This window comes from Nonomuraea sp. NPDC049419, from assembly GCF_040676995.1.
Classification (GTDB): domain Bacteria; phylum Actinomycetota; class Actinomycetes; order Streptosporangiales; family Streptosporangiaceae; genus Nonomuraea; species Nonomuraea salmonea.
In genome coordinates this window covers 837246-862303 of sequence record NZ_JBFAQB010000003.1, presented here as the reverse complement: position 1 = coordinate 862303, position 25058 = coordinate 837246, and the positions used below count along the sequence as shown (strand labels likewise).

Here is a 25058-nt window from a genome sequence, read left to right as displayed (position 1 = left end):
AGTTGAGTTCGTGCGCGAGTACAGCGTCCCCGTCCTGGTCGATGTGCCTGCCTCCGCCGGCCTGGCCGACACCGTCTTCCGGCGCGCGGAGCAGGAGCCGGGCGCCGTGGTGATGCGGCGCAAGGCCGAGTCGGGCTGGCCGGTGGTGACCGCGGCCGAGTTCCGCGACCAGGTGGTCGAGGTGGCCAAGGGCCTGATCGCGGCCGGCGTCGAGCACGGCGACCGGGTCGCGCTCATGTCGCGCACCCGCTACGAGTGGACGCTCGTCGACTACGCCATCTGGACGATCGGTGCGGTCACCGTGCCGGTCTACGAGACCTCCTCCGTCGAGCAGATCAGGTGGATCATCGCCGACAGCGCGGCCAAGGCGGCGTTCGTCGAGCTCGACGCGCACGAGCAGGCCGTCAAGGAGGCCGCGCCCGAGCTCAAGGCGCTGTGGCGGGTGGACGGCACGCTGGAGACCGGCGGCGTCACCGACGCCGACGTCGAGGCGCGCAGGAAGCAGGTCACCTCCGCCGACCTCGCCACCGTCGTCTACACCTCGGGCACCACCGGGCGGCCCAAGGGCTGCCGCATCACGCACGACAACCTGCTGTTCACCGCTCTCAACGTGCTGCGCGGCCCGCTTGAGCCGATGTTCGCCCGCAAGGAGCCGGCCGCGCTGCTGTTCCTGCCGCTGGCGCACATCTTCGCCCGGATGATCCAGGTGGTGCTCATCGAGGCGGGCGCGATCATGGCGCACACGCCCAACATGAAGAACGTCGCCCCCGACCTGCAGGACTTCCAGCCGACGTTCCTGCTGGGCGTGCCGCGCGTGTTCGAGAAGGTCTACAACGCCGCCGAGCAGAAGGCGATCTCCGGCGGCAAGGGCAAGATCTTCGCCCGCGCGGCCGACGTCGCGGTGGCCTGGAGCAAGGCGGAGAGCTCGGGCGGCGCGCCGCTCGGGCTGCGGCTGCAGCGGGCGGTGTTCGACAAACTGGTCTACGCGAAGCTGCGCGCGGCCACCGGCGGGCGCCTGTCCGCCGCGGTCAGCGGCGGCTCCGCGCTCGGCGACCGGCTCGGCCACTTCTTCCGCGGCGTCGGCATCGAGGTCTTCGAGGGCTACGGCCTCACCGAGACCTCCGCGCCCGTCTCGGTCAACATGCCGGGCGGCAACAAGATCGGCACGGTCGGCAAGCCGCTGCCCGGCGTCACGCTGCGCATCGACGACAACGGCGAGATCCTCGCCAAGGGCCGCAACGTCTTCCACGGCTACTGGAAGAACGAGGAGGCCACCGCCGAGGTGATCGACGCCGGCGGCTGGTTCCACACCGGCGACGTGGGCGAGCTCGACGCCGACGGCTACCTGCGCATCACCGGGCGGATGAAGGAGATCCTGGTGACGGCGGCGGGCAAGAACGTCGCGCCCGGCCCCCTTGAGGACGCGCTGCGCGCCCACCCGCTGGTCTCCCAGGCCATGATCATCGGCGACGGGCGGCCGTTCGTCGCCGCCCTGATCACCCTCGACCCCGAGGCCCTGCCGGAAGGCGCCGCCGTCGCCGGCCTCAAGTCCGACCCCGAGGTGCTGGCGCAGATCCAGGGGGCGGTCGACCGGGCCAACGCGATGGTGTCGAAGGCCGAGCAGATCAAGAAGTTCGTCATCCTCGACGCGGACATCACCGAGGAGAGCGGCCACCTCACGCCGACCCTCAAGGTCAAGCGGAACCTGGTGATGCGCGACTTCGCCGACGACATCGAAGCGCTCTACGACTCCCGATCGTAGGCCGTCAGCCGAGTGCCTCGCCGACGCCTTCCACGTCGCCGGGGCCGCCCTCGACAGCGACCTCCTCCGACGTGCCGGTGGCGGGGTCGTGGACGGTCACGGTCAGCGGCGGGGTGTCCCTGGGGCGGCCGAAGACCAGCTTGGAGCCGTAGAAGGCGACCGGCCAGTTGCCGCCGGGCAGCGTCGGGACGACCTGGTCGCGTACGCCCTCCTCGTCGTCCGGCAGCAGCACCACCGCCGAGTCGCCCCACGCCACCGCCAGGCGGCCGTCCGGTGAGACCGCCAGCGCCGACAGGGCCTGGGAGCCGGCGCAGGCCTGGCAGCTGACGGTCCTGACCGGGCCGGAGGTGCCGTTGACCTGGAGGGTGCCGCAGCGGGGCGCGGTGACCGCCCATCGGTCGCCGGGCAGGTGCGCCACGGCCGCCCCGTAGGCGCACTCCTCCGATGCTCCGTCGAACTTGAGTGCCTGGTAGCGCTCCGCCCGTACCTCGTCGATCAGGGTGACGGAGCCCGTGTGGCCCGCTCCTCCGCCCCCGAGCTGCTGGCCCGTGCCGTCCTTGCGCTCGTCGGGGGCGCCGACGAGCAGGCGCAGCCGCCCGTCCGGCAGGGGGCCGAGCGCCAGGGAGTGGCCGAAACGGTCGCCCGCCTCGCTGTTGCCCGGTACGCCCTCGGTCTCCTGGCTGATGCGGCGGGCGTCGGCGGCCCCCTCGGGGAAGACGTACACGGCTCCCGCCGCGCGGGCGCCCCGCTCCTTCTCCAGGGGCGCTCCGACGGCGATGGTGCCGCCGTACGCGGCGACCGAGCTGCCGAACCTGGCGTTCTCCTGGGGCTCGGGGGCGACGAGCTTGCGGTGGGGGCGGGTGCCGCCGCCGTACAGGACGTAGACCGCGCCGGCGCCGCCCTTCCCGTTCACCTTCGTGTACGGCGCTCCGACGACGAGGTCGGCGCAGCCGTCGGCGTCCACCCGTGTCAGGGCCACCGACGACCCGACGGCGTCGGCGGCCTCGTCCTGGATGGTCAGGCGGACGAGCCTGCCGGCGGTCAGCAGGGAGACCTGGCCGCCCGACAGCATCCTGTTCCCCACGGCGACGTCGTCCCGGCCGTCACCGTCGAAGTCCCGCGGCCCGGCCTTCGTGCAGTCGGGGGCGGCGGCGCGCTGCGACGGCCCGGACGTGGCCGCGCCCTTCGACGGCTCGGGCGTGGCCGCCCGCTCCGGCCCTCCTGACGCGCATCCGACCGCGCCCGCGAGCATCGCCACAGCCGTCAGAACCACGGGCACAGGTCGCCAGAACATAGGCGGATTATTCCGGACACGGCCTTCTAGGGCGCAGGTTGTCGTGAAAACAGGCGTTGACAGTCCGAAAAGGGGCCTTTTCGATGAAGGAAAGTGCGCGAAGTCGGGGGAATTCCGTCAAGGAGGCACCCACATGGACCAACCACCGCCGATCTCCCGCCGCAACCTCATCTTAGGAGCCGCCGCCTTCGGCGTCCCCGCCGTCCTGGCCGGCTGCGGCTCGGACGCCCCGTCGCCCGCCGGCCAGGGCGGCGGCGGGCTGGGCACGGTGACCATAGGCTCGAACGCCTCCGACGAGATCCCCAAGAAGACGCTGGAAACCGTGGTCAAGGGCTTCACCCAGGCCACGACCAGGATCAACACCGTCGACCACAACACCTTCCAGGAGAACATCAACCGCTACCTGCGCGGCACCCCCGAGGACGTGTTCACCTGGTTCGCCGGGTACCGGATGCAGTTCTTCGCCGAGCAGGGCCTGGCGGTGGACATCTCGGACGTGTGGCAGGAGATCGGCGGCGACTACACGCAGGCGTTCAAGGACCAGTCGACGGGCGTGGACGGCAAGCAGTACTTCGTCCCGTTCACCTACTATCCGTGGGCGGTGTTCTATCGCAAGAGCCTGTGGCGGGAGCGGGGCTACGAGCCGCCCGCGACGCTGGACGAGTTCACCGCGCTGGCCAGGAGGATGAAGGCGGACGGCATCGTGCCGATCGCGTTCGCCGACAAGGACGGCTGGCCGGCGATGGGCACGTTCGACATCCTCAACATGCGGATCAACGGCTACGACTTCCACATCTCCCTCATGGCGGGCAAGGAGTCGTGGACCGACCCCCGGGTCAGGCAGGTGTTCGACACCTGGCGGGGGCTGATGGAGTTCCACCAGCCGGCCGCGCTGGGCCGTACGTGGCAGGAGGCCGGGCAGTCGCTGGCGCAGAAGAAGACCGGGATGTACCTCCTCGGGATGTTCGTCGCCCAGCAGTTCCCCGAGGCCGACCGGGACGACCTGGACTTCTTCACCTTCCCCGAGATCAACCCGGCGTACGGCACCGACTCGATCGACGCCCCCATCGACGGCTACATGATCTCCGCCAAGGCCAAGAACGTCGAGGGCGCGAAGGCCCTGATCAAGCACCTCGCGCAGGCGTCCTCCCAGAACATCGCCACGAAGCTGGATCCCGGCACGCTGGCCGCCAGCTCCAAGGCCGACACCTCCGGCTACAGCGCGCTGCAGAAGCGCGGCGCCGAGCTGGTGTCGAAGGCCACGCACATCGCGCAGTTCCTCGACCGCGACACCAGGCCCGACTTCGCCTCGACCGTGATGATCCCGTCGTTGCAGACGTTCGTCGGCAAACCCGACGAGATCGACCCCTTGCTGGCCGGCATCGAGAAGCAGAAGGCGAACATCTTCCGCTGATGGCCGCCAAGACCCGTCGCTACTCCGCCCGCGACGTGACCATCCTGGTCATCGGGCTGGGGGTGGCCATCGTCGTCAACGTGGGCCTCGTCTGGGGGCCCACGCTGGCCTCCGTCTGGCTCTCCGGCACGAGCTGGAACGGCATCGGGCCCATCGAGTGGGTGGGCGGGGAGAACTATCACGACCTGGCGGCGGAGTATCCGCCGTTCTGGTCGGCGGTCCGCAACAACGTGCTGTGGCTGGGCTTCCTGGGGCTGGTGGCGACGCCGTTCGGGCTGTTCTGCGCGGTGCTGCTGGACCGCCGGCTGCGGCTGTCGCGCTTCTACCAGAGCGCCCTCTACATGCCGGTCGTGCTCTCGCTGGCGGTGGTGGGCTTCATCGCGCAGCTCGTCTACTCCTCCGACTACGGCGTGCTGAACGCGGTGACCGGGCTCAGCGTGGACTGGCTGGGCGACCGCGCGGTCAACATCTGGGTCGTCATGGTGGCGGCGGCGTGGCGGCACGTCGGCTACGTCATGATCATCTACCTGGCCGGGCTCAAGGCGGTCGATCCCGCGCTGAAGGAGGCTGCGGCCATCGACGGGGCGAACGAGCGGCAGGCGTTCTTCCGGGTGGTGTTCCCGACGTTGCGCCCGGTCAACGTGATCGTGCTGGTGATCACGGTCATCGAGGCGCTGCGGGCCTTCGACATCGTCTACGCCATCAACAAGGGCAGGAACGGGCTGGAGCTGCTGTCGGTGCTGGTCACCGAGAACATCGTGGGCGAGGCCAGCAGGATCGGGTTCGGCTCGGCGATCGCGGTGATCCTGCTGGTGATCTCGCTGGGGTTCATCGTCACGTACCTGTCGCAGCTGTTCAGGGAGGAGCGATGAGGTGGCGGCCGCTGCGGGTGCTGCTGCACGCCTTCCTCGCCCTGGTGGCCCTGGGGTGGCTGCTGCCGCTGGTGCTCGCCGTGTACGCCTCGCTGCGGCCGTACGAGGAGACCGCCCGCCTCGGCTACTTCTCGCTGCCGGAGAGCCTGACGCTCACCTACTACGCCGAGGCGTGGACACAGGCCGAGCTGCCCCGCTACTACCTCAACACGCTCTACATCGTGGTGCCCGGCGTGCTGGTGACGCTGCTGATGGCCTCGTTCACGGCGTTCGCGATCGCCCGGCTGCGCATCCCGGGGCGCAGGACGCTGCTGATCGTCTTCACCGCGGGCAACCTGCTGCCGCCGCAGGTGCTCATCACCCCGCTCTACACCCTCTACACGCTGGTCCCGCTGCCCGCGTGGCTGTCGGACTCGCAGTCGCTCTACGACTCCTACCTGGGGCTGATCCTCATCCACGTGGCGTTCCAGTTCGGCTTCTGCGTCTTCGTGCTGGCCAACTTCATGCGCACGATCCCCGAGGAGATCTCCGAGGCGGCTCTGGTGGACGGCGCCGGGGTGTGGCGGCGCTACTGGACGCTGACGCTGCCGCTGTGCCGGCCGGCGCTGGCGGCGCTCGGCACGCTGCAGTTCACCTGGATGTACAACGACTTCCTGTGGGCGCTGGTGCTGATGTCGTCGGGCGACAAGCTGCCGGTCACCTCGGCGCTGAACAACCTGCGCGGCCAGTTCTTCACCGACTACAACCTGCTGGCCGCCGGGTCGATGCTGGTGGCGCTGCCGACGCTGATCGTCTTCCAGCTCCTGCACAAGCAGTTCGTGGCCGGGCTCACGCTGGGCTCGACGAAGGGGTGAGAGCTAGAGCAGGGCGCGGAAGCGGGCGGCGACCTCGTCCCAGGTCCACTCGCCGGTGATCCAGTCGCGGCCGGCCGCGCCCATCTTGCGGGCCTTCTGGGGGTCGGTGAGCAGCTCGACGACGGCCTGCGCGATCTCGCGGGGGTCCTCGCCGTTGACGACCAGGCCGGTCTCGCCGGGTCGTACGGCGTCGGGGGCCCCGCCCGACCGGCCCGCCACCACCGGCAGGCCGGTCGCGGACGCCTCCAGGAACACGATGCCGAGGCCCTCCACGTCCACGCCTCGTAGCCGGGTGCGGCACGGCATCGCGAAGACGTCCGCCGCCGCGTAGTAGCCGGGCAGGTCGGCGGCGGGGACCGTGCCGGTGAACCTGATCGACTCGTGCCCGCCCGCCAGCCGTTCCAGCCGCCGCCGGTAGGGGCCGCCGCCCACCAGCAGCAGCACCGCGTCCGGTACCGAGCGCAGCACCTGCGGCCAGGCGGCGATGAGCCGGTCCTGGCCCTTGCGCGGCACCAGCCGCGACACGCACACCACCACGGGCCGCTCCCCGAGGCCCAGCCCGGCCCTGACCGGCGTGCCCGCCGCGGGCTGGAACTGCCCGACGTCCACGCCGGGCGCGAGCCTGACGAGCTTGCCCGGCGGGATGACGGGGGCCAGCCTGGCGCGGGTGTACTCCCCCAGGTACGTCACCACGTCCGCGTGATCGCCGATCCTGCGCAGCACCGAGCGGAAGCCCGGCGCGCTCGCCCACGACGCCTCGTGGCCGTGGGTGAGCATCACCACCCGCTCGGCGCCCGCCCCGCGCAGCCGCGGGGCGAGCAGGCCGAGCGGCGCCGCCGCCCCGAACACCACGGTCCGCACGCCGTGCGCGGCCACCAGCCCGGCCGCCGTGCGCGCGACGGCCGGGACAGGCAGCATGAGCCGGGTGGGGTGCCGCACGACGCGGAACGGCTGGCGCCGGTCGAACTCGGCGCTGCCCGGCCAGGCGGGGGCGTAGACCGTCACGCCTGGCGTGCGCAGCGCGAGCCCGTGCACGAACGACTGGATCCCGCCCGTGCGGGGCGGGAAGTCGTTCGTGACGAAGAGCACGGCGGAAGGTGTCACGGGATGGGCACGCCGTTCAGCCGGGCCCATGCGCGGGCCATGGCGATGCGCTCGGGACTTGACGGATGGGAGGCATAGAGCACATATTCCACCGCATTTGGCGTCAAGTCGGAAATGTTGGTCGTTGCCAGGCGTTTTTGCATGGCGATGAACGTGGCAGGGTCCCGCGTCAGATCCAGCGCGTGCACGTCGGCCCTGGCCTCGATGTGCCGGCTGATCAGGTTCTGGGCCGGGCCCAGCAGGAACCCGCCGATCGTCATCAGCCCCAGCAGCGCGCCGACCGCCCGCGGGTCGGTGATCGAGGTGACCTTCGTCCGCCGCCGCAGCGGGTCGAACACCAGGTAGAGCAGGATCGCGCCGAACGCCGAGCCGAGCGCGCCGATGAGCGTGCCGTGCAGGACGTCGTCGTACTTGGCGTGGCCCAGCTCGTGCGCCACGACCAGCTCCACCTCGCGCTGCGGGGCCTTGAGCAGCGTGTCGTAGACGACGATGCGGCGGGTCGCGCCGAAGCCCGACACGTACGCGTTGAGCGCCGTCGTCCTGCGTGAGGCGTCGGCCACCAGCACGTCCTCCACCGGCACGCCGTCGCGCGCGGCCAGGTCGAGCAGGTTCGTCCGCAGCGCGCCCTGCCGCATCGGGGTGAACTCGTTGAACAGCGGCTCGAACACCACCGGGTAGACGAACGAGGCCGCCACCGTGAACGCGAACGCCCCCAGCGCCGCCGGGATCCACCAGCGCCGCACGTGGCGGGCCAGCGCGACCAGGACCAGCAGCATGAGGCTGAGCAGGACCGTCTCCACGCCCAGGCTCTTCAGCCGGTCCGCCGTCCAGCCCGCCCAGTCCTGGGTGGACAGGCCGTACTCGCGCATGATCGTCTCGAACCACATGCCGAGCGGCCACCTGAGCGCCTCGACGATCGCGGTGATCACCACGGTGCCGATGATCACCCGCAGCCACCACGGGCCCTTCAGCACGCCCAGCACCTTCGCCCCGAACGGGGTCGCCACCAGCAGGCCGGCGAAGATGAGGGTGAGCGCGAGCGAGAGGTAGCTCGGCAGGCTCGTCGCCGCGTCGAACGCCTCTCCCCTGGCGATCTGGGCGGCGGCGAAGTCGCGGGCCGGGTCGGGCGGGCCGCCCGTCAGGACGTGCCACGGTGTGGTGAACGCGGCCACGGCGATGATCACGATGCCCAGCAGCGCCAGCGCCACGCCCGCCTGACGGCGCAGCGCCGGCGTGGTCACCCCCCGCTCGTCCATCCCCGCACCCTTCCCCCCGCCTCCGGCGCCCGCGCCGTCCGGCCCGCCGCTCCGGCCCTTTCCGCGCTCCTCGCCGCCGTTCCCGGCGGCCCCGCCGTCCGGCCCGCCGCTCCGGCCCTTTCCGCGCTCCTCGCCGCCGTTCCCGGCGGCCGCTCCGCTGTCCGGCCCGCCGCCGCGGGCCTTCCCCTCGTTCGGCCCGCTGCTCGCCGGATCACTAGCGGCGGGTTCCGTGGCCGGTGAGCTTGGGGCGCCCACCGCTGTCAGGGCGCCCTCCGCATCCCGGGTCTCTTCCTCCGGGGCGTGGTTCGTCTCCCGGTCGTCCGGGTCTTGTCGTTCGCTCATCTGCCTCCCCTTCACACGAGCTGATCCCGCACGTACGCGCGCCACCGCGCGGTCAGCGTCGCGACGGAGAGCCCGAGCGCGGCGAGTGCCCGATCGGCCCCGTCCACGCGGGCCGCACGGTAGAGCCTCACCAGGGTCCCCTCACCGAACCGGTCAGCGAGGAAGCGACACGCCAGCCACGCCTCCTGGTACGCCCGCGCGAGCCCGGCCGGGTCACCCCCGTCCGCCGCGAAAGCCGCAGGTCCGGGCAGAACGGTCGGGAGGCGCCCGGCGCGCACCTCGGCGGCGAGCTCGGCGGCGGCCGTCGCCACGGGCAGTCCGGCGTCGCGGTAGGCGACGTAGTCGGCGAAGCCCTCGTACAGCCAGACGGGCAGGCCGTCGGTGCCGGCGACGACGTGCGTGAGCTCGTGGGCGAGGACGACGTCCCTGCCGACGGGGTTGAGGGTGGCGAACGCCTCGGGGACGACGATCACCCGCGTGCCGTCGGCCACCGCCGCGAGCCCGTCCACCCCGCCCACCCGGGCCAGGCGTGCGGCCTCGCGGGCGTCGGCCGGGACGACGATCAGGGGGCGTACGGGGCGGGCGAGCACCGCCGACACCCGCCGGCCCGCCGTGTCGGCCCTGCGCGCCAGCTCGTCGAGCCCCGCGGCGTCGTGGCCCACGACCGTGGACCACCGGCCGCGGCGTACGACGTGGGGCCCCGGCCACAGGTCGCGCGCCCGCGCAGGCAGGACGGGCGCGTCAGGCAGCGGAGCGGCGGCCGAGACGGCGAGGAGCACCAGGCCGGTCACCGCGACTCGTCGGCTCACCTGCTCGGACACAGTGCCCGATCGTATGCGCTGCCCTGCGGGTCAGGGCTCGGGAACGCGAGAGCCCCGTCCGGATCGGGGAGGATCCGGACGGGGCTTCTTCACACGCCGGGACGGACGGCGCCGACGAAGGACGACCTTCGCCATCCGCTCAGCTTGTCGATGCGTACCCGTTCACCTGTCCGCGGTGAATGGATCATCTTGCCCTTGCCGACGTACATGCCCACATGGCCGAGCCCGTTGAAGAACATCAGGTCGCCTGGCTTGAGATTGCGCCAGGAGACCTTCTTCCTCGTGCGGGCGAACTGGCTGTTCGTCACGCGCGGGAGTTTGACGCCGGCCTTCTTCCAGGCGAACTGGACGAGGCCTGAGCAGTCGAACGAACCAGGTCCTGTGCCCCCGTAACGGTACGGGTCACCGATCTGCTTCTTGGCCACGGCGACGGCCTTGCCGGCCCTCGCCTTCTGCCGGGCGGCTTTGGCGGCCTTCTTACGGGCCTTCGCCGACGCCGTGGTGCGGGCGGTGGTCGCCGCCTTCACCGTCGCGCCGGCCGCCGCACTGGTCTCGCGGGTCGTCGCCGCCTGGGCCGCCGGGGCATGGAGGACCATACCTCCGGCCGTCACGGTCATCGTGAGTGCTACGCCACTCAGGGCAAGGCGGGACAGGCGGGGGTTCTGCAGGGAGTTAGACAGGATTTCTCCTTGTGTCTTCCACGAACGCCTACCGGGTTAGCTGACGGATTCGGGCGTGGAAGTCGCCCTACGGCGCGATGGGCGCGCCGATTCACCCCTGATCCCTTGGGGAACGTGGGATCGCTGGGTCCCCGGCTCCGTGCCTCCTGGCTGCACGGATTCGGCAGGTCGGCACCCCGATCAGAAGTGCGATGGGGATATCAGGGCCGACCGGCGGATTTTGATCTGTCTCACATCGGGAGGGACCGATGCCGGTTCGCGGCGACATGGCTTGTTCACCGCGACGACGCCAGAAGCTACGCCGAAGGGTCAAGGATCGGCAAAGCGTGAATGCCCCTGTAAAGATCAGATAGCGGGATTTGTCAGACTTGAAACCCCTGCTGGAACCCCAGGCCTTGTGACCAAAATGTGACCTCACTCACACTTGCTTTCGCCGGCTTCTGTCAGGTCCCAGCAGTCACATGAGTCACACCGGTCACAAACGCGAACACTCTTCTCCCCCCGCCGGCCTGCCGGACACGAGGGACGCCGTTCCGAAAAAATCCGCCCTTTGTACGACTTGCCCTAGTAGTGACCGATCAAGAGGTCATACCCGTCGCAGCCAGGTGGATCAAGGAACTTGGAAACTATGGATCTTCGTAGATGAGCTGCGACACGGATCACAGCCGAGCGGCCTCCGCGTGCGCAGAGTGCTGATGCTGAACGCGACTGCGATGAGGGGCGTGCCAAGCGCGAGCGTCAGGAGCCGGCGCCAGGCCGGAACCCCCGCGGTCACGTAGTAACCCCCGGCGGCCGAACCGCCGGGGCTTACCCGGCCGGACAAAAACCTTAGCGGCCGGGCTTGAGCGGCCGGATCGCCCGGGAGCCGGGAGCCCGGAGCTGCGAGCTGGGAGCCCGGAGCCCGGAGCCCGGAGCCGGATGTCGGGTTACGGGCGGATGGCGCCGACGAGGTTGCGGCCGTAGGCGGAGAGTTTGACGACCTTGACGACGTCGCCGGTCTGCGGCGCGTGGACGATCTGCCCGTTACCCGCATAAATGCTGACGTGTCCGAGGCCCTCGGAGAAGATGAGGTCGCCGGGCTGCAGGGCGTCCAGGGAGACCCGCCGGCTCTGGCCCCAGGCCCACTGCTGCCACGTCGTCCGGGGCAGCGAGACCCCGGCGGCCCGCCAGGCCGCCTGCGTGAGCCCCGAGCAGTCGTACCCGCCGGGCCCGGTGCCGCCGAACACGTACGGCTTGCCGACCTGCGCGTACGCGAACCGCAGCACCGCCGCCGCGCTCCCCGACGCCGGCCCGGTGTACTTGATGCCGGTGCTGTTGGGGTTGCCCGGGTTGTACGCCCCCAGCTTCTTCAGCAGCTTCTTCTGCTGCGCGATCAGCTTGAGGATCTCCGAGCGTTCCTTCTGGACGGCGTCGCGTTCCTTGTCGGCGGCCTTGAGCGCCTTCTGCGCCTTGTCCCGCTCGATCTTCAGGCCCCGGTTCTCCCGGTCGAAGGCGGCGAGCTTCTGCAGGCGTTCCTGGGAGAGCTGCCCGGCCACGGCGAGCCCGGACAGGCGGCCCTGGGGGTCGTTCGAGCCGAAGATGCCGGGCCATGAGGTGATGTCCTCGCCCAGCTTGTAGCTGTCGACGGCCATGCCGACCACCTGGGCGCGCAGGTCGGCGACGGTGGCCAGCTTGCGCTTGTAACTGGTGTCGAGCGAGGAGTAGGTGCCCTTGGCCTTCTTGTAGCGCTCGGTGGCGGTGTTGTACCGGTCGACGACCTTGTCCGCCTTGTCGTTGAGCTTCTCCAGTTTGGCCTTCGCCTGGGCCAGCGTGGGCTGGGGATCAGCGAGGGCCGCTCCCATCGGAGTCAGCATCAGTCCGAACGCGAGACCCGCGGCCATCGGCACCCGGCCAAACCTCACTGTATCGCCCTCCCCAGGATTTACATCTGGGGCGAAATAGTACAGAAGTGGCGGGTGGGCTAGTGCTAAACCTACCAATTCGTAACTTAGGCGCGACTCAGTCGGCGCAGCAGCAAACCAGACGGAACGGGTCTGGCTCCCATCCGGCGTACGGACTCGGCCACCTCGCGGTCGGACGAGACGACGGCGATGGCCCGGCCCGGCGGCTCGGCGCGGACGAGCTGGCGGATCAGGTCGTCGGCGATCTCCCCCGGCGCGCTGAACAGCACCCGCACCCCCCGCGGCGCCACCACCTGCACCGGCGCGTTGAGCTCCGCCCCGTCGAAGACCACCGTCACCTCGACGCGGGTCTGGGCGACGAGGCCGCCGAGCCCGTTCATGAGCCGGGTGCGCTGGTCGGCGAGGGTGAGCGTGCCGTAGCCGGTCTTGGTGACGTTGTAGCCGTCGATGATGAGGTGCACCTGCGGCAGCGCGAGGAGCTGGTCGAGCAGCTGCGGGTCGTCGTCGGCCAGGGCGCGGGCGGGCACGCCGCGGACGTTGGGGCGCTCGCCGGTGACCGCCGCGACCGAGTCGGCGGGCCGGCTGATCGTGGTCGGCAGCGCCAGCTCGCGGCGCAGCCCGGCGGAGGCGTCCTGGAGGGCGTCGAGCAGCACGCGGATGCGGGCGTCCTCGATGCTCCTGCCCTCGCGGGCGGCCCGGCGCGAGGCTTCGAGCTGCTTCTCGACGTCGGCGAGGCGCTCACGCAGCCGCCGCAGCTCGGCCTCGGCGCCGCTGCCCGCGTGGGAGGCGGCGGTCCTGGCCTCCTCGGCGGCGTGCTCCATCTCCTCGGCCCGCCGCACCGCCGCCTTGGCCCGCTCGCGGGCGTCGTGGAGCTTGCGGCGCAGGTCGGAGTTCTCTGCGCGGGCCGCCTTGAGCTGCTCGCGCAGCCGGTCGGCCTCCTCCTTGGCGGCGGTCTTCTGGGCGGCGAGCTGCTCGCGCAGGCGGGCGACCGCCTCCTCGCGCTCGGAGCCCTCCGCCGCCACGGCCGAACGTTCGAGGTCGGCTCGGGCGGTTTCGATCATTTCCGCCCAACCCGGCGGCCGGGTCAGATAGGCTGCCGCCGCCACCAGCACGGGATCGGCCGCCGGTGGCACGTTGCCGTCGGCCAGCGCGGTAACCAGCTCGGGCCAGCCTGCGGCGACAGACTCGGCGACCAGCTCGCGGAACTTCTTGTCGTTCTCGAGCTGCGCCGCGATGGGCGCGCCGCCGAGTTTGGCGCGTTTGCGGGGGTCGAATTTGGCGATGCCGCGCAGGGGTGGCGGGATCGTCGCAGCCGGCATCGTGCCGAGGACCTGCGACGCCAGATCGACGACGTTGAGCCGCACCTGCTCGGGAAGCGGGCGAGACAGGCCTTCACCCGCTGAACTCATCCCACTTGTCCCTTCGTGACATGCCCTTTCAGACAAGGGTACGGCTGTTGCGTACCTGACCGTAACGGCCACCCGGCTGTGGACAAGCGCTTGTTAGGCGGTCTGCGAGTGTCGCAGGACCCGTCTCCCCCGGGAGGTCCACCGTGGCAGAGCAGCTTCGTACGTCCACCCGCGACCTGGCCGAACTGCGGGAACGCGCCACCGCCTGGCACCTGCGGCGGAGGCCGTTCCCGTCTTTCCCTCCTACGATCTGCGCACGCAGTTCGAGCTGATGCGCCTGGCCAGGGAAAAGCTGGGATCCCAGCGCCCAGGGCCCGCTGGTTCGAGCCCGCCGCTGGGCACGCCGTTCCTGGTCATGGAGCGGGTGGACGGTGAGGTGCCGCCGGACGTGAGGCGCAGCGGGCCTATTGCGAGTGGACGCACGGCACGTACCGGGACGTGTCCTGGATGATCTTCCTGCACCGCTTCTTCCAGGACCTCACCGTGGGCGGCGGCCTGCCCGGCCTGCCGGACTCCATGAGCAGCGCCGACGTCTGCCGCGCCTAGACGACCCGGTGCTGCACCGCGCCACCATCGAGCGGTCGCCGGCGGGCTACGAGGCGGCGTCGTAGACCAGCAGCGCCACCTGCACCCGGTTGTTGAGGTCGAGCTTGGTGAGGATGCGCGAGACGTGCGCCTTGACCGTGGGCACGCTCATGAACAGCTCGCGCCCGATCTCCGCGTTGGACTTGCCCCGCCCGACGGCCATCGCCACCTCGCGCTCGCGCTCGCTGAGTCGGGCGAGCAGCTTCCTGGCCCGCTGGGTGCGGTCGTCGGCCCCGCCGTCGGCCACATGGCTGATGAGCTGGCGCGTCACCGCGGGCGACAGGATCGGCTCGCCCGCCGCGACCTTCCTGATGGCCGCCACCAGGTCGGCCGGCGCGATGTCCTTCAGCAGGAACCCGGCCGCCCCAGCCCGCAGCGCGCGCAGCACCTGCGCGTCGGCGTGGAACGTGGTCAGCACCACCACCTCGGGCGGCGCGGACGTGCGGCGCAGCGCCTCGGTGGCGGTCAGCCCGTCGACCCCCGGCATGCGGATGTCCATCAGCACCACCCGCGGCCGGTGCTCGGCGACCAGCGGCGGCACCTCGGCACCGTCGGCGGCCTCACCGACGATCTGGATGTCGCCGGCGCCGCCGAGGATCATCGACAGCCCGGCCCGCACCATCGGGTCGTCGTCGACGATGAGCACCCTGATCGGGCCGCCCTGATCGGGTCTGGTCATGAGATCTCCTCCCTGATCGGGCCGCCCTGGCCAGGTGTGGTCATGAGATCTCCTCCCTGGTCGCCTCCACCGGCCACGGCAGCCAGGCGCGTACCACGAACTCCCCCTCCGGCGTCGCGCCGTGCTCCAGCCGGCCGCCCGCCAGCTCGGCCCGCTCGGTCAGCCCGATGAGCCCGGCGCCCGCGCCGGGCAGGCCGGCCCCGGACGGACGGACCAGGCGTGCCCCGAGCGGGTTGCGCACCTCGACCGACAGCTCCTCGCCGCGCCCGCCCTCGACGACGACGCTCACCGGGACGCCGCCCGCGTGCTTGCGCGCGTTGGTCAGCGCCTCCTGGACGATGCGGTAGACGTTACGGCCCTGCCCGTCGGGCACGTCACCGGCTCGCAGGTCGAGCCGGACGTCCATGCCCGCCTGCCGGCACTCCTCCACCAGCGCGGGCAGGTCGGCCAGCGTGGGCTGCGGCCGGTCGGGCACGACATCGGCCTCGGGACCTGCGTGCCGCAGCACGCCGATCACCTCGCGCAGGTCCTGCAGCGCCTGGTGGGCGCTGGTCCTGATGGCACCCGCCGCCCTGGCGATCTCTGCGGGCGGCGCGTCGGGACGGAACTCCAGCGCGCCCGCGTGCAGGCTGAGAATCGAGATGCGGTGGGCCAGCACGTCGTGCATCTCCCTGGCGATGCGCTCGCGTTCGAGCTGCTTGGCCTGCTGGGCGGCGCTGTCGGCGCGCTGCCTGAGCGACCAGACGAGCTGCCGCCGCGCCCTGACCACGATGCCCCACGCGAACACCATGAGCACGACCGTCACGCCCAGCGCCACCGCCCATGCCCGCTCGTCGTCGTCCTCCGGGCGCAGGGCCACGAAGGGGACGAGGGTGAGGAAGTTGAGCAGCGCGACCGGCCCCGAGATCTTCAGCGGTCGGTGCACCGCCACCGTGAACAACGCCACCACGCACGCCCCGCCCACCAGCTCCAGGTAGGACGACAGCAGCGCGGTGGTCACCGACAGCGCCACCGGCCACCGGCGCCGCAGCCACACCGCCACGCACGCCAGCGCGCCCGTCACCTGCTCCAGCGCCATCAGCGGGTCGGGCTCGGGGTTCTTGTCCAGCTCGACGAGCGACAGGTAGGTGATGAGGCAGGCGGCCAGGAACATCAGCGTGTCGACGATCCAGTCGCGGGTGGAGCGCCGCACCCGCCCGCCCTCGCGGGCGTCGCCCAGCAGCACCGACGGCAGCGCCCACCGGTATTCGTGGGCGGGCACGCCGTCTCCCCGCGGTTCCGTCACGTTCATCGAGGTTAGGCCCTGCGGGAGGTACGGCGACAGCGACCAAAGTCGATGCCGTGCGAGACCTAGGGCCGATGCGTCCGGCGCCGCGGCCCGGCCAGGCTGGGCGGCATGCAAGCGGTGCTGACGGTGTCGGGCTGGCTGCTGCTCCTGCAAGGAGTGGCCGGCCTGGGCGACGCCCTGTGGAACTGGTGGGGATGGGCGCACGGGCTGCTCGTGGTCAACGTGGTGCCCGCGCTGAAGGGATATGAGGTGTTCGGGTCCATCGTGATCGGCGTGCTCGGCTTCGTGCTGCTGTCCGTGGCCGGGTCGCTGCGGCGGGGGGAGGCATGAGCGCGACCGGGCTGCGTCCGCCGCGCCACCGGGCCGATCCCCGGGCGGTGGCGTGGTGGACGGCGCAGTGGCTCATGTTCATGGTCCCCCTGGCCGGGGCCGCCGTCGTCGCCTACCTGCTGTTCACCGCCCGGCCCGGCTGGCTGGGCGCGCTGGTGGCGGTGTTCGCGGCGGGGTGCCTGGTGCTCGCCGTGGTGGCACCGCGGATGTCCTACCGGGTCGAGCGGTGGGAGGTCACCGACGACGCCGTCTACACCCGCCGGGGGCTGCTCACGCACACGTGGAAGGTGGCGCCGATGTCGCGGATCCAGCGGGTCGACACCGCGCGGGGGCCGGTGCAGCGGCTGTTCGGGCTGGCCGACGTCACGGTGACCACGGCGTCTTCGGCGGGCGCGATCACCATCGGCGGGCTCGGCCACGAGCTGGCCGCCGACCTCGCCGCCCACCTGACCGCCCGCACCCAGGCCATCCCGGGGGACGCCACATGAACACGCGCGAGGCGAACGCGGACGCCCCCCGGCCCGTCCCCGGGCCGCAGCCGGGCGCGGGGGTGGGGCCAGAGATGGGGGCGGCGATGGAAGCGGCGATGGGGGCGGAGGCGCAACCGGAGGTGGGGCCGGCAGTGGGGCCGGCAGTGGGGCCGGAGGCGGGGGCGGCGTGGCGAGGGGTGGCGCGGCGGAGTCCGTGGGTGACCGGGGTCAAGTCGCTGGCGGTCGCGGCGGGGGCCGTGCTGGGGCTCGTCCGGTTCCTCGCCGGCCGTGACTGGCCGGTCGGGGGCATCGCGGCGGCGTGCGCCGGGGCCGCGGTGCTCATCGTGGCGGGCGCGGTCGCGTACGACGGGATCAGAGTGCGTGCCATCCGCTGGCGCCTGACGCCCGAACGGCTGGAGCTGCGCTCCGGCATCACCACCCGGCAGCACCGCTCGATCCCGCGCGACCGCGTGCGCAGCGTGGACCTGCGCGCCGACCCCGTGCACCGGATGTTCGGGCTGGCCGTGGTCAAGGTCGGCACCGGCGAGCACGCGGGCGACGCCCCCGAGCTGACACTCGACCCGCTGACCAGGCACGACGCCGAGGCGCTGCGCCGCACGCTGCTGCGCCAGGGCGGCCCGGCCGGTGAAGGGCCGCTGGCGGAGCTGCGGTGGTCGTGGATCAGGTACGCCCCGCTGTCGGTGTGGACGTTCACCGGCGCGGCGGTGGTGCTGGGCGCGCTCTACAAGGTGTTCGACTCGTTGGGGATGAGGAGGTTCACCACGCGGCTGGCGTCCGAGCTGTGGGCGTGGATCGCGGCGCAGCCGCTGCTCGCCGTCCCGCTGCTGCTCGCGGTCAACGTGGCGGTGGGGGTGGCAGGGGCGATGCTGCTGTTCGCCGAGTCGTGGGGGCGTTACCGGCTCGACCGCGAGCCGGGGCGGATCCGGCTGCGCCGCGGCCTGCTCACCACCCGCTCCCTGACGATGGAGGAACGCCGGCTGCGCGGCGTCGAGCTCAGCGAGCCGCTCCTGCTCCGCCTGGCGGGGGCTGCCCGCGTCAGGACGGTCGCCACGGGGCTGAGCAGGTCCGACTCCAAGGACACCGAGGACGCCGCGGCCCTCACCCCGCCGCTCCCTCGCCCCGACGCCCTGCGCATCGCCACCGCGGTCACCCCGGCGGGCCGGGCTGCGGGGTCTTCCTTGGGAGAGGCCATGGTGACCCTGACGCGGCACCCGCCCGCCGCCCGGCGCAGGCGGGTGATGCGCGCGCTGGCGACGACCGGCGTCGCGGCCGGACTGCCGGTGGCCGTGGCGGCGGGGGCCGTGCCGTGGGCCGAGGGCGCGAGCTGGACCGTGGTGGCGGTCGTGGGGACGCTGGTGGTCCTGGCGTACGGGGTGTGGATGGCTGCGGCGGGGGCCGCGAGTCTCGGGCACGCGCTCAGTCCCCGGCACCTGGTCACGAGGAGAGGCGCGGTGGTGCGGCGTACGGTGGCGCTCGATCGCCGGGGCGTCGCGGGCTGGACGTTCACCGAGACGTTCTTCCAGCGCCGCTCCGGCCTGGTGACGGTCTCGGCCACGACGGCGGCCGGGCGCGGCCACTACGAGGTCGTGGACGTCGGCCGCTCCGACGGCCTCGACCTGGCCGCCGCCACCGTCCCCGGTCTGCTCGACCCGTTCCTCGAGCCACGGAGGTGACCCAGGAGACCCGGGAAAGCAGGCGAGCCGCGCGATCCCCCGGGGTTTGCCCATGCCCCTGTACTGGACAACCCCCATCGCGCGGCTCAAGCGCCTACGTTGATAACGCTATTTGTCCGACTTGCAACCGGGTTGCAGCTGTATTAACCGTTGACGGGGATGTCCTGTCAGGTGATGATCCGCCCGTGACGACTGGCGGACCGGCGCTCGCGTGTCGCGCCCTCACCTGCCGTGCCGGCGGCCGTACGATCATCGCCGACCTCACGCTCGAGCTGTTCCCCGCCGAGCGTGTCGCGCTCATGGGCCCTTCCGGGTCGGGCAAGACGACGCTGCTGACCACGCTGGCCGGGCTGCTTCCGCCGGTGGCGGGCCGGGTCCTGGTGCGCGGGGTGCCGCTGGACGAGCAGCCGGCGCTGCGGGCCGGGCTGGCGCTGGTGTTCCAGTCGTACGGTCTGCTGAGCCTGCTCACGGCGGCCGAGAACGTCGAGGTCGCGCTGCGCGCCGCGGGGCGCCCGCCGGCGGAGGCGATGCGGCTGGCGGCGCGGGCGCTGGAGCGCTTGAAGGTCGCCAAGTTCGCCGACCACCTGGTGGAGGAGCTGTCCGGCGGCCAGCAGCAGCGAGTGGCGGTGGCCAGAGCGCTGGCCCTGCGCCCCCGGGTCCTGCTGGCCGACGAGCCGACGGCCGAACAGGACGCCGACCACCGCGCGATCGTCCTTGACGAGCTGCTGGCCGCGGCCGACGAGGGCACCACACTGGTGATCGCCACCCACGACGCGGAGGTCGCCGACCGCTGCGACCGCATCATCGACCTCCGCACCCCCACCCACCCCACCAGGACCACCCCATGACCTCCCCGAGCCTCTGCAGCACGCGGGACCGCGTCGAACGGCCGACCCGCACGGGTGTCACGCCACCTCCCCCCATCGGCGCCACACCACCTCCCCACTCCCACACCACCACTCCACACGGGGAAGGCCAGGCATGAGTCTCGTCAGGTGTGACGGGATCGTGCAGATCTATAAGGCGCGCGATGTCGAGGTGGTCGCGTTGCGGGATGTGGATCTGGTGATCGATGAGGGGGAGACGGTCGCGTTGCTGGGGCCGTCGGGGGCGGGGAAGTCGACGTTGTTGTGGTTGCTCGCCGGGTTGGTGCGGCCGAGTGCGGGGCGGTTGTGGTTCGACGGCACGGACCTGGGGCGGCTCGACCAGCGGAAACTGGACCGGTTGCGGGCGTCCAGGATCGGCATGGTGTTGCAGAACCCGGCGCGTAACCTCATCGGCTACCTCAGCGCCGCCCAGAACGTCGCCTTCGCCCAGCGGGCGGTGCGGCGGGACCGGCGCAGGGCCGCCGAGCTGCTGCGCAGGGTGGGGCTCGGCGAGGCGGGCGACCGGCCTGCGGGGCGGATGTCGGGCGGCGAGCAGCAGCGCCTGGCGGTGGCGGTCGCGCTGGCGAACCGGCCCAGGCTGCTGCTCGCCGACGAGCCGACGAGCCAGCTCGACGAGGAGTCGGGGACGCGGGTGGTCGAGCTGATCAAGCGGGCGGCCGCGGCCGACGGCACGACGGCGGTGGTGGTCACGCACGACACGGCGGTGAGCTCGGCGCTGAGCCGTACGGTGACGATCAGGGACGGCCGGGTCGGCGCCGAGGGCAGGCGCGGCGAGGACTTCGTGGTGGTGGGCAGGGAGGGCGGCGTGCAGGTGCCGCCCGAGTACCACCACCTGCTGCCCCCAGGCTCGATGGCGAGGATCGAGGAGCTGCCGGACGGCATCGCGCTCAGGAGGGCGGATCCGTGATCCTGCGTGGCCTCTGGGAACGCCGTACGCTCTCGCTCGTCGTGCTGCTCATCGCGCTCGTCCCGATCGCGTCGGCGGCCGTCGGGCCCGTCTACTCGGCCGCCGCCCGCACCGCCATCGCCAGGAACGCGCTGGAGACGGCCCCGGTGGAGGGCCGCGGCTGGCGGTACACGACGAGGTTCGGCAGCATCGAGGAGAAGCTGGCGGCGTTCACGGCGGGCGCCCGCTTCACCACCCCGCCGATCCTGGGCATGGAGACGTCCAGCGGCAGGGTGAACGACGAGAGCGTCTACACGCTGCTCTGGCAGGACGGTCAGTGCGAGCATCTGACCCTGGCGAAGGGCCGCTGCCCGGGCGCGGCCAGGGAGGTGATGGCGAGCGCGGCGTCGGGGTTCAAGGTGGGCCAGCGGCTGCGGCTCACCGCGATCGTCGAGATGGAGCCTGGCGCGGCGACGCGGCGGGTGCCCGCGCCGCTGACCGTCGTGGGGATCTACCGGCCAGGCTCGCCGTCGGACCCGTTCTGGTTCGGCCGCACGCTGTTCTCCCCCTCGGGCGCGCCGGGCGAGGGCAGGACGGACGCGCTGTTCACGGTGCCGGAGACGCGGCTCGGCACGTACGCGATCGGCGGCGGCACCGACGCCTCCGGCCGCCCCAACGGCTGGACCGACTACGGCATCGTCTACGTGGACCCGTCGCGCGTGGAGGGCGCCGACGTCCCGAAGCTGGCCGCGATCCAGGCGAGCGCGGAGCGGGCGGGCAGGCAGAGCGAGGCGATCGTGTACTCGCGCGTCGCCGACACGCTCAGACGCCTGACCGCGGACACCGGCTCGCTGGGCGTCCCGACGCTGCTGGTGGTGGCCCAGCTCGTCGGGCTCGGCTGGATGCTGCTCTTCCAGACCGTGGGCGACCTGGTACGGGCGAGGAGCGCGGAGCTGGCGCTGGCCCGGCTGCGCGGCCACGGGCGGGCGCGGGTGTGGCGCTACGCGCTGACCGAGCCGGTCCTGTTGCTGGCCGCCGCCGTGCCGCTGGGCCTGCTGCTGGGCAGGGTGGCGGCCGACGCGATGGCGAAGGTGCTGCTGCCGCCCGGCATCCCGGTCACGTTCCCGGTGGAGGCGGTGGCGGCCGGGGCGGCGGCCATGCTGGGCGGGGTGCTGGCGGCGGCGCTGGCGGCCTGGCGTACGGCGACCCGCCCGGTCACCGAGGAGTGGCGGCGCACGCCGCGCAGGTCGGCGCGGGGCTGGGTGCTGGACGCGGTGGTGCTCGCGGTGACCGCGGTCGGCCTGGTCGAGCTGCTGGCCACCGGCGTGATCACGGACGTGACGGGGCAGAGCTCGGGCGCGCTGGCGGTGCCTGGCCTGATCGCGCTCGGCACGGCGCTGCTGGCGAGCCGGGCGGTGCCGGTGCTGGCCGGGCGGCTGTTCGGGGTGACCAGGCGGCGCGGCGGTCTGGGGCCGTTCCTCGCGCTGCGGCAGGTCGCGCGCGGCCCGGTGACGGCGGGCAGCGTGATCGTGCTGGGCACGGCGTTCGGGCTGGCGACGTTCGCGGTGTCGGCGTGGAGCGCCACGTCGGGCGACTACGCGGAGACGGCGAGGTTCCACAACGGCGCGCCCACGGCCATCACGGTACGCCCGGTCGAGCCGAGCCGCCTGCTGGCCGCCGTGGACGCCGCCGACCCGTCGGGCACCCTGGCCGCGCCGGTGGTCAGGATGCCGGGTCCGCCGCAGCTCATCGCGACCGACCCGGCCAGGCTGGCCGCCGTCGGGCACTGGCGTCCCGAGCTGGCGGGCGGCAGGTCGCTGGCGTCCGCGGTGTCGGGGCTGACCGGGCCCGACACGCCGCGCGTGTGGCTGAGGGGCGAGCGCTTCCGTGTCGCGGTCACCCACGACCTGCCGCCGGAGGGCTGGACGATCCGGCTGACGGCGCTGCTGCGCGTACCCGACCGGCTGAGCCCCACGCTGATCCCGCTCGGCGAGCTGCGCGGGCGTTCCGGCGTGCACGCCTGGAATCTGCCGCCGAGCTGCCGGAACGCTCCCTGCGAGCTGCGCGCCTTCCAGGGCGAGCCGGTGCCGCCCGCCCAGTACACCGAGTCGGCGTTCGTGCGGGTGCGGGTCACCGCCATGTCCGTACGCGACGACGGCCGCTGGACCGCGCTCGACCTGCCGCCCTGGCGGGTGGACGAGAACCCGCGCGAGCGCGGCGGCACGTTCGGCATCACCCCGGTCGGCAACCAGACGCTGCGCCCCGACACCTACCGGGCCGAGCCGGCCGCCCTCGCGGTCGCGGACCTGGGCAGGCGGGCGCTGCCAGGGCTGGACAACGCCTACGCCTCCCCCGCGCACGCCGTCGCGACCTCCGCCGCCGCGCCGGGGCTGACGGAGGCGGGCGCCGTGGTGGACCTGGAGCAGGCCGACAGGATGGCGTACGGCGTGCACGAGCAGGCCCAGTTCCAGGTGTGGACGCGGACGTCCGACGTGGCCGCGCTGGAGCGGGCGCTGGCCGGGCAGGGGCTGTCGGTGGTGAGCCGGCGGCACGCGGGCGAGCTGGCCGCCTCGTTCGCGGCGCGCGGTCCAGGACTCGCGCTGTTGCTGCTGCTGGTGTCGGCGCTGGCCGCGGCGGCGCTCGCGCTGGGACGTACGGTGCTGGCGCTGCGCACCGCGGCCCGGCGGCGCGGCTACGAGCTGGCCGCGCTGGAGGCGTCCGGCGCCAAGGTGGGGGCGCTGCGGGTGTCGCTGCTGCTCGAACAGCTCATCACGGTCATGGCCGGGACGCTGTCGGGAGTGCTGGCCGGGCTCGTCGCGGCGCAGGCCGCGCTGCGGCGCATCCCTCAGTTCACCGAGCCGCCGGTCACGCCGCCACTGCCGCACGAGATCGCGGCGGCGCCCGTCGCGCTCGTCGTGGGCGCCGCCCTGCTCGTGACGCTGCTGGCCGCGGCGACGGTGTCGGAGCTGCTGCTGCGCGGCATCCGCGTCGAACGCCTCCGCGACGCCCCCGCCTGAGCGCGCGGCTGGATGGGCGGCCGTATGGGCGCCCGGCGCGCACTGCCGGTGGCGTCAGCCGCCGTCCAGGACGTTCAGGTAGGCCTTGGCCAGGGTGAGGGCGCCCTCGAACGCCTCCTTCTCCGGCATCAGCTCGACATTGGACGCGTTCTTCTCCGCGTTCTCGGGCCGCTGATGTCCGGTGTAGTCGACCTCGATCACCACGGCGCCCCTGCGGATGACGTACGACCCGCTGCCGGCCGACACATCGCCGACCCGCGACTGGACGTACTGCCGGTGGGCCTGGTCGCCCAGCCCCTTCACGTCGGTCAGCTCGCCCCAGGTGATGCCGCCGAGCGAGGACTCGGAGCTGCCCGCTGACCGGCCCCGGTCCGTCGCGTAGAACTCCTTGGCGGCCGGCTCGTCCACGGCCCCGGCCCGGTTGGTGAACCGGTGCACGGTGATGAGCGCGCTGCGGACCTTCTTCCTGCCCTCGCCGTCCGGCAGGTCCAGGTTGAGCCAGCGGCACTCGGTACGGTCGTCGTCACCGATCTTGTTGCCGCGCGCCCGGGTGGTGGCGTCGGGCACCAGCTTGACCGCGGTGCCGCCGACGGCCGCGCAGTCGGCGGGGAACGAGGCCAGCACGGTCGGCGACGGCGTCGGCGTGGAGCTCGGAGAGCGGGAGGGCGGCGCGGTGGGCGTGGCCGACGGCTCGGCCTGGGCCAACACGTCGGGGTGCTTGCGCTGCCAGTCGGCGACGCCCTTGGCGAAGTGCACGACCAGGCCGCTCACCTCGCGGATCGCGTTCTCCTCCGTGACGGCCTGGGCGGACTCGTTCGTCAGGATCTGGGCGTCTTTACGCTGCTGGCCCGCCTGGTACTTGACCTCGATCGTCATGTCGCCGACCCGCGCGTACGCGGTGCCGTACGCGTACCAGAGCATCTTGCCCGAGCGGCGCCACGTGTACTGGGCGAAGGCGCTGTCGCCGACGTTCGGGATGTCCTTGACCGGGGAGATGTACTCCTTCTCGTCCTCGTCGAGGGCCGGCTTCGCGGTCTCGCGGTACTTGCCGCTGCTGTAGTCGGCCTCGTACGAGTTCTGCGCCATCGCGCGGCCCGTCTTCACGCCGTCGGGCTTGTGCTGGTCGACCTTGACGTCGATCTCCCTGCTGCGCCAGAACTCACCGAACGAGATGCGGCGGTTCGTCCAGTTGCAGCCGAAGTTGACCGTGTAGTCGCTGTCGCGGGACCGCTTGTCCACGGTCGCGTCGGGCACCAGCCGGTCGGCCTCGTCCTTGGGCAGCATCGAGCACACGTCCACGCCCACGGCCGCCGCGGACGGGCTGCCGGAGGCGGACGACGTCCCGGCCACCGGGGGCGTGCCACCGCCGCCTTCGTCGTCCTTGTTGCCGTACAGGAGGAACAGGCCCACTCCCGTCGCGGCCACCAGCACCACGAGCGCGGCGGCGAGCGTGGGCATCAGCCACGACGGCCGCTGGGGGCCCTGCGGCGAGAGCATCGGGGGGAGGGTGGGA

The 25058-nt window shown here is 72.4% G+C and carries 20 protein-coding genes and 1 riboswitch; of the genes, 10 read left to right on the top strand and 10 right to left on the bottom strand.

What is annotated here, in order from left to right:
• Positions 1-10 precede the first annotated feature (10 nt).
• A complete protein-coding gene (locus AB0K12_RS13940) occupies positions 11-1762 on the top strand; it encodes an AMP-dependent synthetase/ligase (RefSeq protein WP_364559766.1) in 1752 nt (583 codons plus the stop codon).
• 4 nt (positions 1763-1766) lie between these two features.
• Here AB0K12_RS13940 and AB0K12_RS13935 read toward each other — a convergent pair whose 3' ends face one another.
• Positions 1767-3041, bottom strand: a complete 1275-nt coding sequence (locus tag AB0K12_RS13935; protein WP_364559764.1) for a hypothetical protein — start codon at positions 3039-3041, stop codon at positions 1767-1769.
• 148 nt (positions 3042-3189) lie between these two features.
• On the opposite strand from AB0K12_RS13935, the gene AB0K12_RS13930 reads away from it, so the two are divergent.
• Genes AB0K12_RS13930 through AB0K12_RS13920 form a run of 3 tightly spaced genes read left to right on the top strand, consistent with a single transcriptional unit; the run spans position 3190 to position 6196 of the window.
• Positions 3190-4470: an ABC transporter substrate-binding protein gene (locus AB0K12_RS13930; RefSeq protein WP_364559761.1), complete on the top strand. Its 1281-nt coding sequence runs from the start codon at positions 3190-3192 to the stop codon at positions 4468-4470.
• Positions 4470-5342 carry a sugar ABC transporter permease gene (locus AB0K12_RS13925; RefSeq protein WP_364373916.1) on the top strand — a complete coding sequence of 291 codons (873 nt, stop codon included), beginning with the start codon at positions 4470-4472 and terminating at the stop codon, positions 5340-5342. The genes AB0K12_RS13930 and AB0K12_RS13925 overlap by 1 nt, the downstream gene beginning before the upstream one ends.
• Positions 5339-6196, top strand: coding sequence for a carbohydrate ABC transporter permease (locus AB0K12_RS13920; RefSeq protein ID WP_364373919.1), 858 nt, complete (start codon positions 5339-5341; stop codon positions 6194-6196). Before AB0K12_RS13925 ends, AB0K12_RS13920 begins: the two co-directional genes overlap by 4 nt.
• Positions 6197-6199: 3 nt before the next feature.
• Here the strand turns inward: AB0K12_RS13920 and AB0K12_RS13915 are convergent, their stop codons facing one another.
• The 8 genes from AB0K12_RS13915 to AB0K12_RS13880 form a co-directional block, all read right to left on the bottom strand.
• Positions 6200-7330, bottom strand: a complete 1131-nt coding sequence (locus AB0K12_RS13915) for a glycosyltransferase family 4 protein (protein ID WP_364559757.1) — start codon at positions 7328-7330, stop codon at positions 6200-6202.
• On the bottom strand, positions 7297-8898 hold the full coding sequence (locus AB0K12_RS13910; protein ID WP_364559755.1) for a M48 family metallopeptidase: 1602 nt from the start codon (positions 8896-8898) through the stop codon (positions 7297-7299). Before AB0K12_RS13910 ends, AB0K12_RS13915 begins: the two co-directional genes overlap by 34 nt.
• 11 nt (positions 8899-8909) lie before the next feature.
• The gene (locus tag AB0K12_RS13905) at positions 8910-9719 is read right to left on the bottom strand and encodes a hypothetical protein (RefSeq protein ID WP_364559752.1); all 810 of its coding nucleotides are present in this window, start codon (positions 9717-9719) and stop codon (positions 8910-8912) included.
• An 89-nt stretch (positions 9720-9808) separates the two neighbouring features.
• Positions 9809-10315, bottom strand: a complete 507-nt coding sequence (locus AB0K12_RS13900; RefSeq protein WP_364559749.1) for a C40 family peptidase — start codon at positions 10313-10315, stop codon at positions 9809-9811.
• 94 nt (positions 10316-10409) lie between these two features.
• A riboswitch (cyclic di-AMP (ydaO/yuaA leader) is annotated at positions 10410-10575 on the bottom strand.
• 750 nt (positions 10576-11325) lie between these two features.
• Entirely contained in the window at positions 11326-12240 is a 915-nt protein-coding gene (locus tag AB0K12_RS13895; RefSeq protein ID WP_364559747.1) for an NlpC/P60 family protein, read from the bottom strand.
• A 146-nt stretch (positions 12241-12386) separates the two neighbouring features.
• On the bottom strand, positions 12387-13709 hold the full coding sequence (locus AB0K12_RS13890) for an NYN domain-containing protein (RefSeq protein WP_364559744.1): 1323 nt from the start codon (positions 13707-13709) through the stop codon (positions 12387-12389).
• Between the two features lie 592 nt (positions 13710-14301).
• Entirely contained in the window at positions 14302-14973 is a 672-nt protein-coding gene (locus AB0K12_RS13885; protein ID WP_364559742.1) for a response regulator transcription factor, read from the bottom strand.
• Between the two features lie 40 nt (positions 14974-15013).
• A complete protein-coding gene (locus AB0K12_RS13880) occupies positions 15014-16258 on the bottom strand; it encodes a histidine kinase (RefSeq protein WP_364559739.1) in 1245 nt (414 codons plus the stop codon).
• A 111-nt stretch (positions 16259-16369) separates the two neighbouring features.
• Here AB0K12_RS13880 and AB0K12_RS13875 point away from each other — a divergent pair, with 111 nt between their 5' ends.
• The 6 genes from AB0K12_RS13875 to AB0K12_RS13850 all read left to right on the top strand — a co-directional run bounded on the left by AB0K12_RS13875 (position 16370) and on the right by AB0K12_RS13850 (position 23545).
• Positions 16370-16591 (top strand): hypothetical protein, encoded by a 222-nt coding sequence (locus AB0K12_RS13875; protein ID WP_364559737.1) that lies wholly within the window; start codon positions 16370-16372, stop codon positions 16589-16591.
• A complete protein-coding gene (locus tag AB0K12_RS13870; RefSeq protein ID WP_364559734.1) occupies positions 16588-17079 on the top strand; it encodes a PH domain-containing protein in 492 nt (163 codons plus the stop codon). The genes AB0K12_RS13875 and AB0K12_RS13870 overlap by 4 nt, the downstream gene beginning before the upstream one ends.
• Entirely contained in the window at positions 17076-18755 is a 1680-nt protein-coding gene (locus AB0K12_RS13865) for a PH domain-containing protein (RefSeq protein WP_364559731.1), read from the top strand. The genes AB0K12_RS13870 and AB0K12_RS13865 overlap by 4 nt, the downstream gene beginning before the upstream one ends.
• A gap of 185 nt (positions 18756-18940) precedes the next feature.
• Positions 18941-19603, top strand: coding sequence for an ATP-binding cassette domain-containing protein (locus tag AB0K12_RS13860; RefSeq protein WP_364559728.1), 663 nt, complete (start codon positions 18941-18943; stop codon positions 19601-19603).
• 133 nt (positions 19604-19736) lie between these two features.
• The gene (locus AB0K12_RS13855; RefSeq protein WP_364559726.1) at positions 19737-20549 is read left to right on the top strand and encodes an ABC transporter ATP-binding protein; all 813 of its coding nucleotides are present in this window, start codon (positions 19737-19739) and stop codon (positions 20547-20549) included.
• The gene (locus AB0K12_RS13850; protein WP_364559723.1) at positions 20546-23545 is read left to right on the top strand and encodes an FtsX-like permease family protein; all 3000 of its coding nucleotides are present in this window, start codon (positions 20546-20548) and stop codon (positions 23543-23545) included. Before AB0K12_RS13855 ends, AB0K12_RS13850 begins: the two co-directional genes overlap by 4 nt.
• Before the next feature lie 54 nt (positions 23546-23599).
• Here AB0K12_RS13850 and AB0K12_RS13845 read toward each other — a convergent pair whose 3' ends face one another.
• On the bottom strand, positions 23600-25042 hold the full coding sequence (locus tag AB0K12_RS13845; RefSeq protein ID WP_364559720.1) for a hypothetical protein: 1443 nt from the start codon (positions 25040-25042) through the stop codon (positions 23600-23602).
• Positions 25043-25058: the final 16 nt, after the last annotated feature.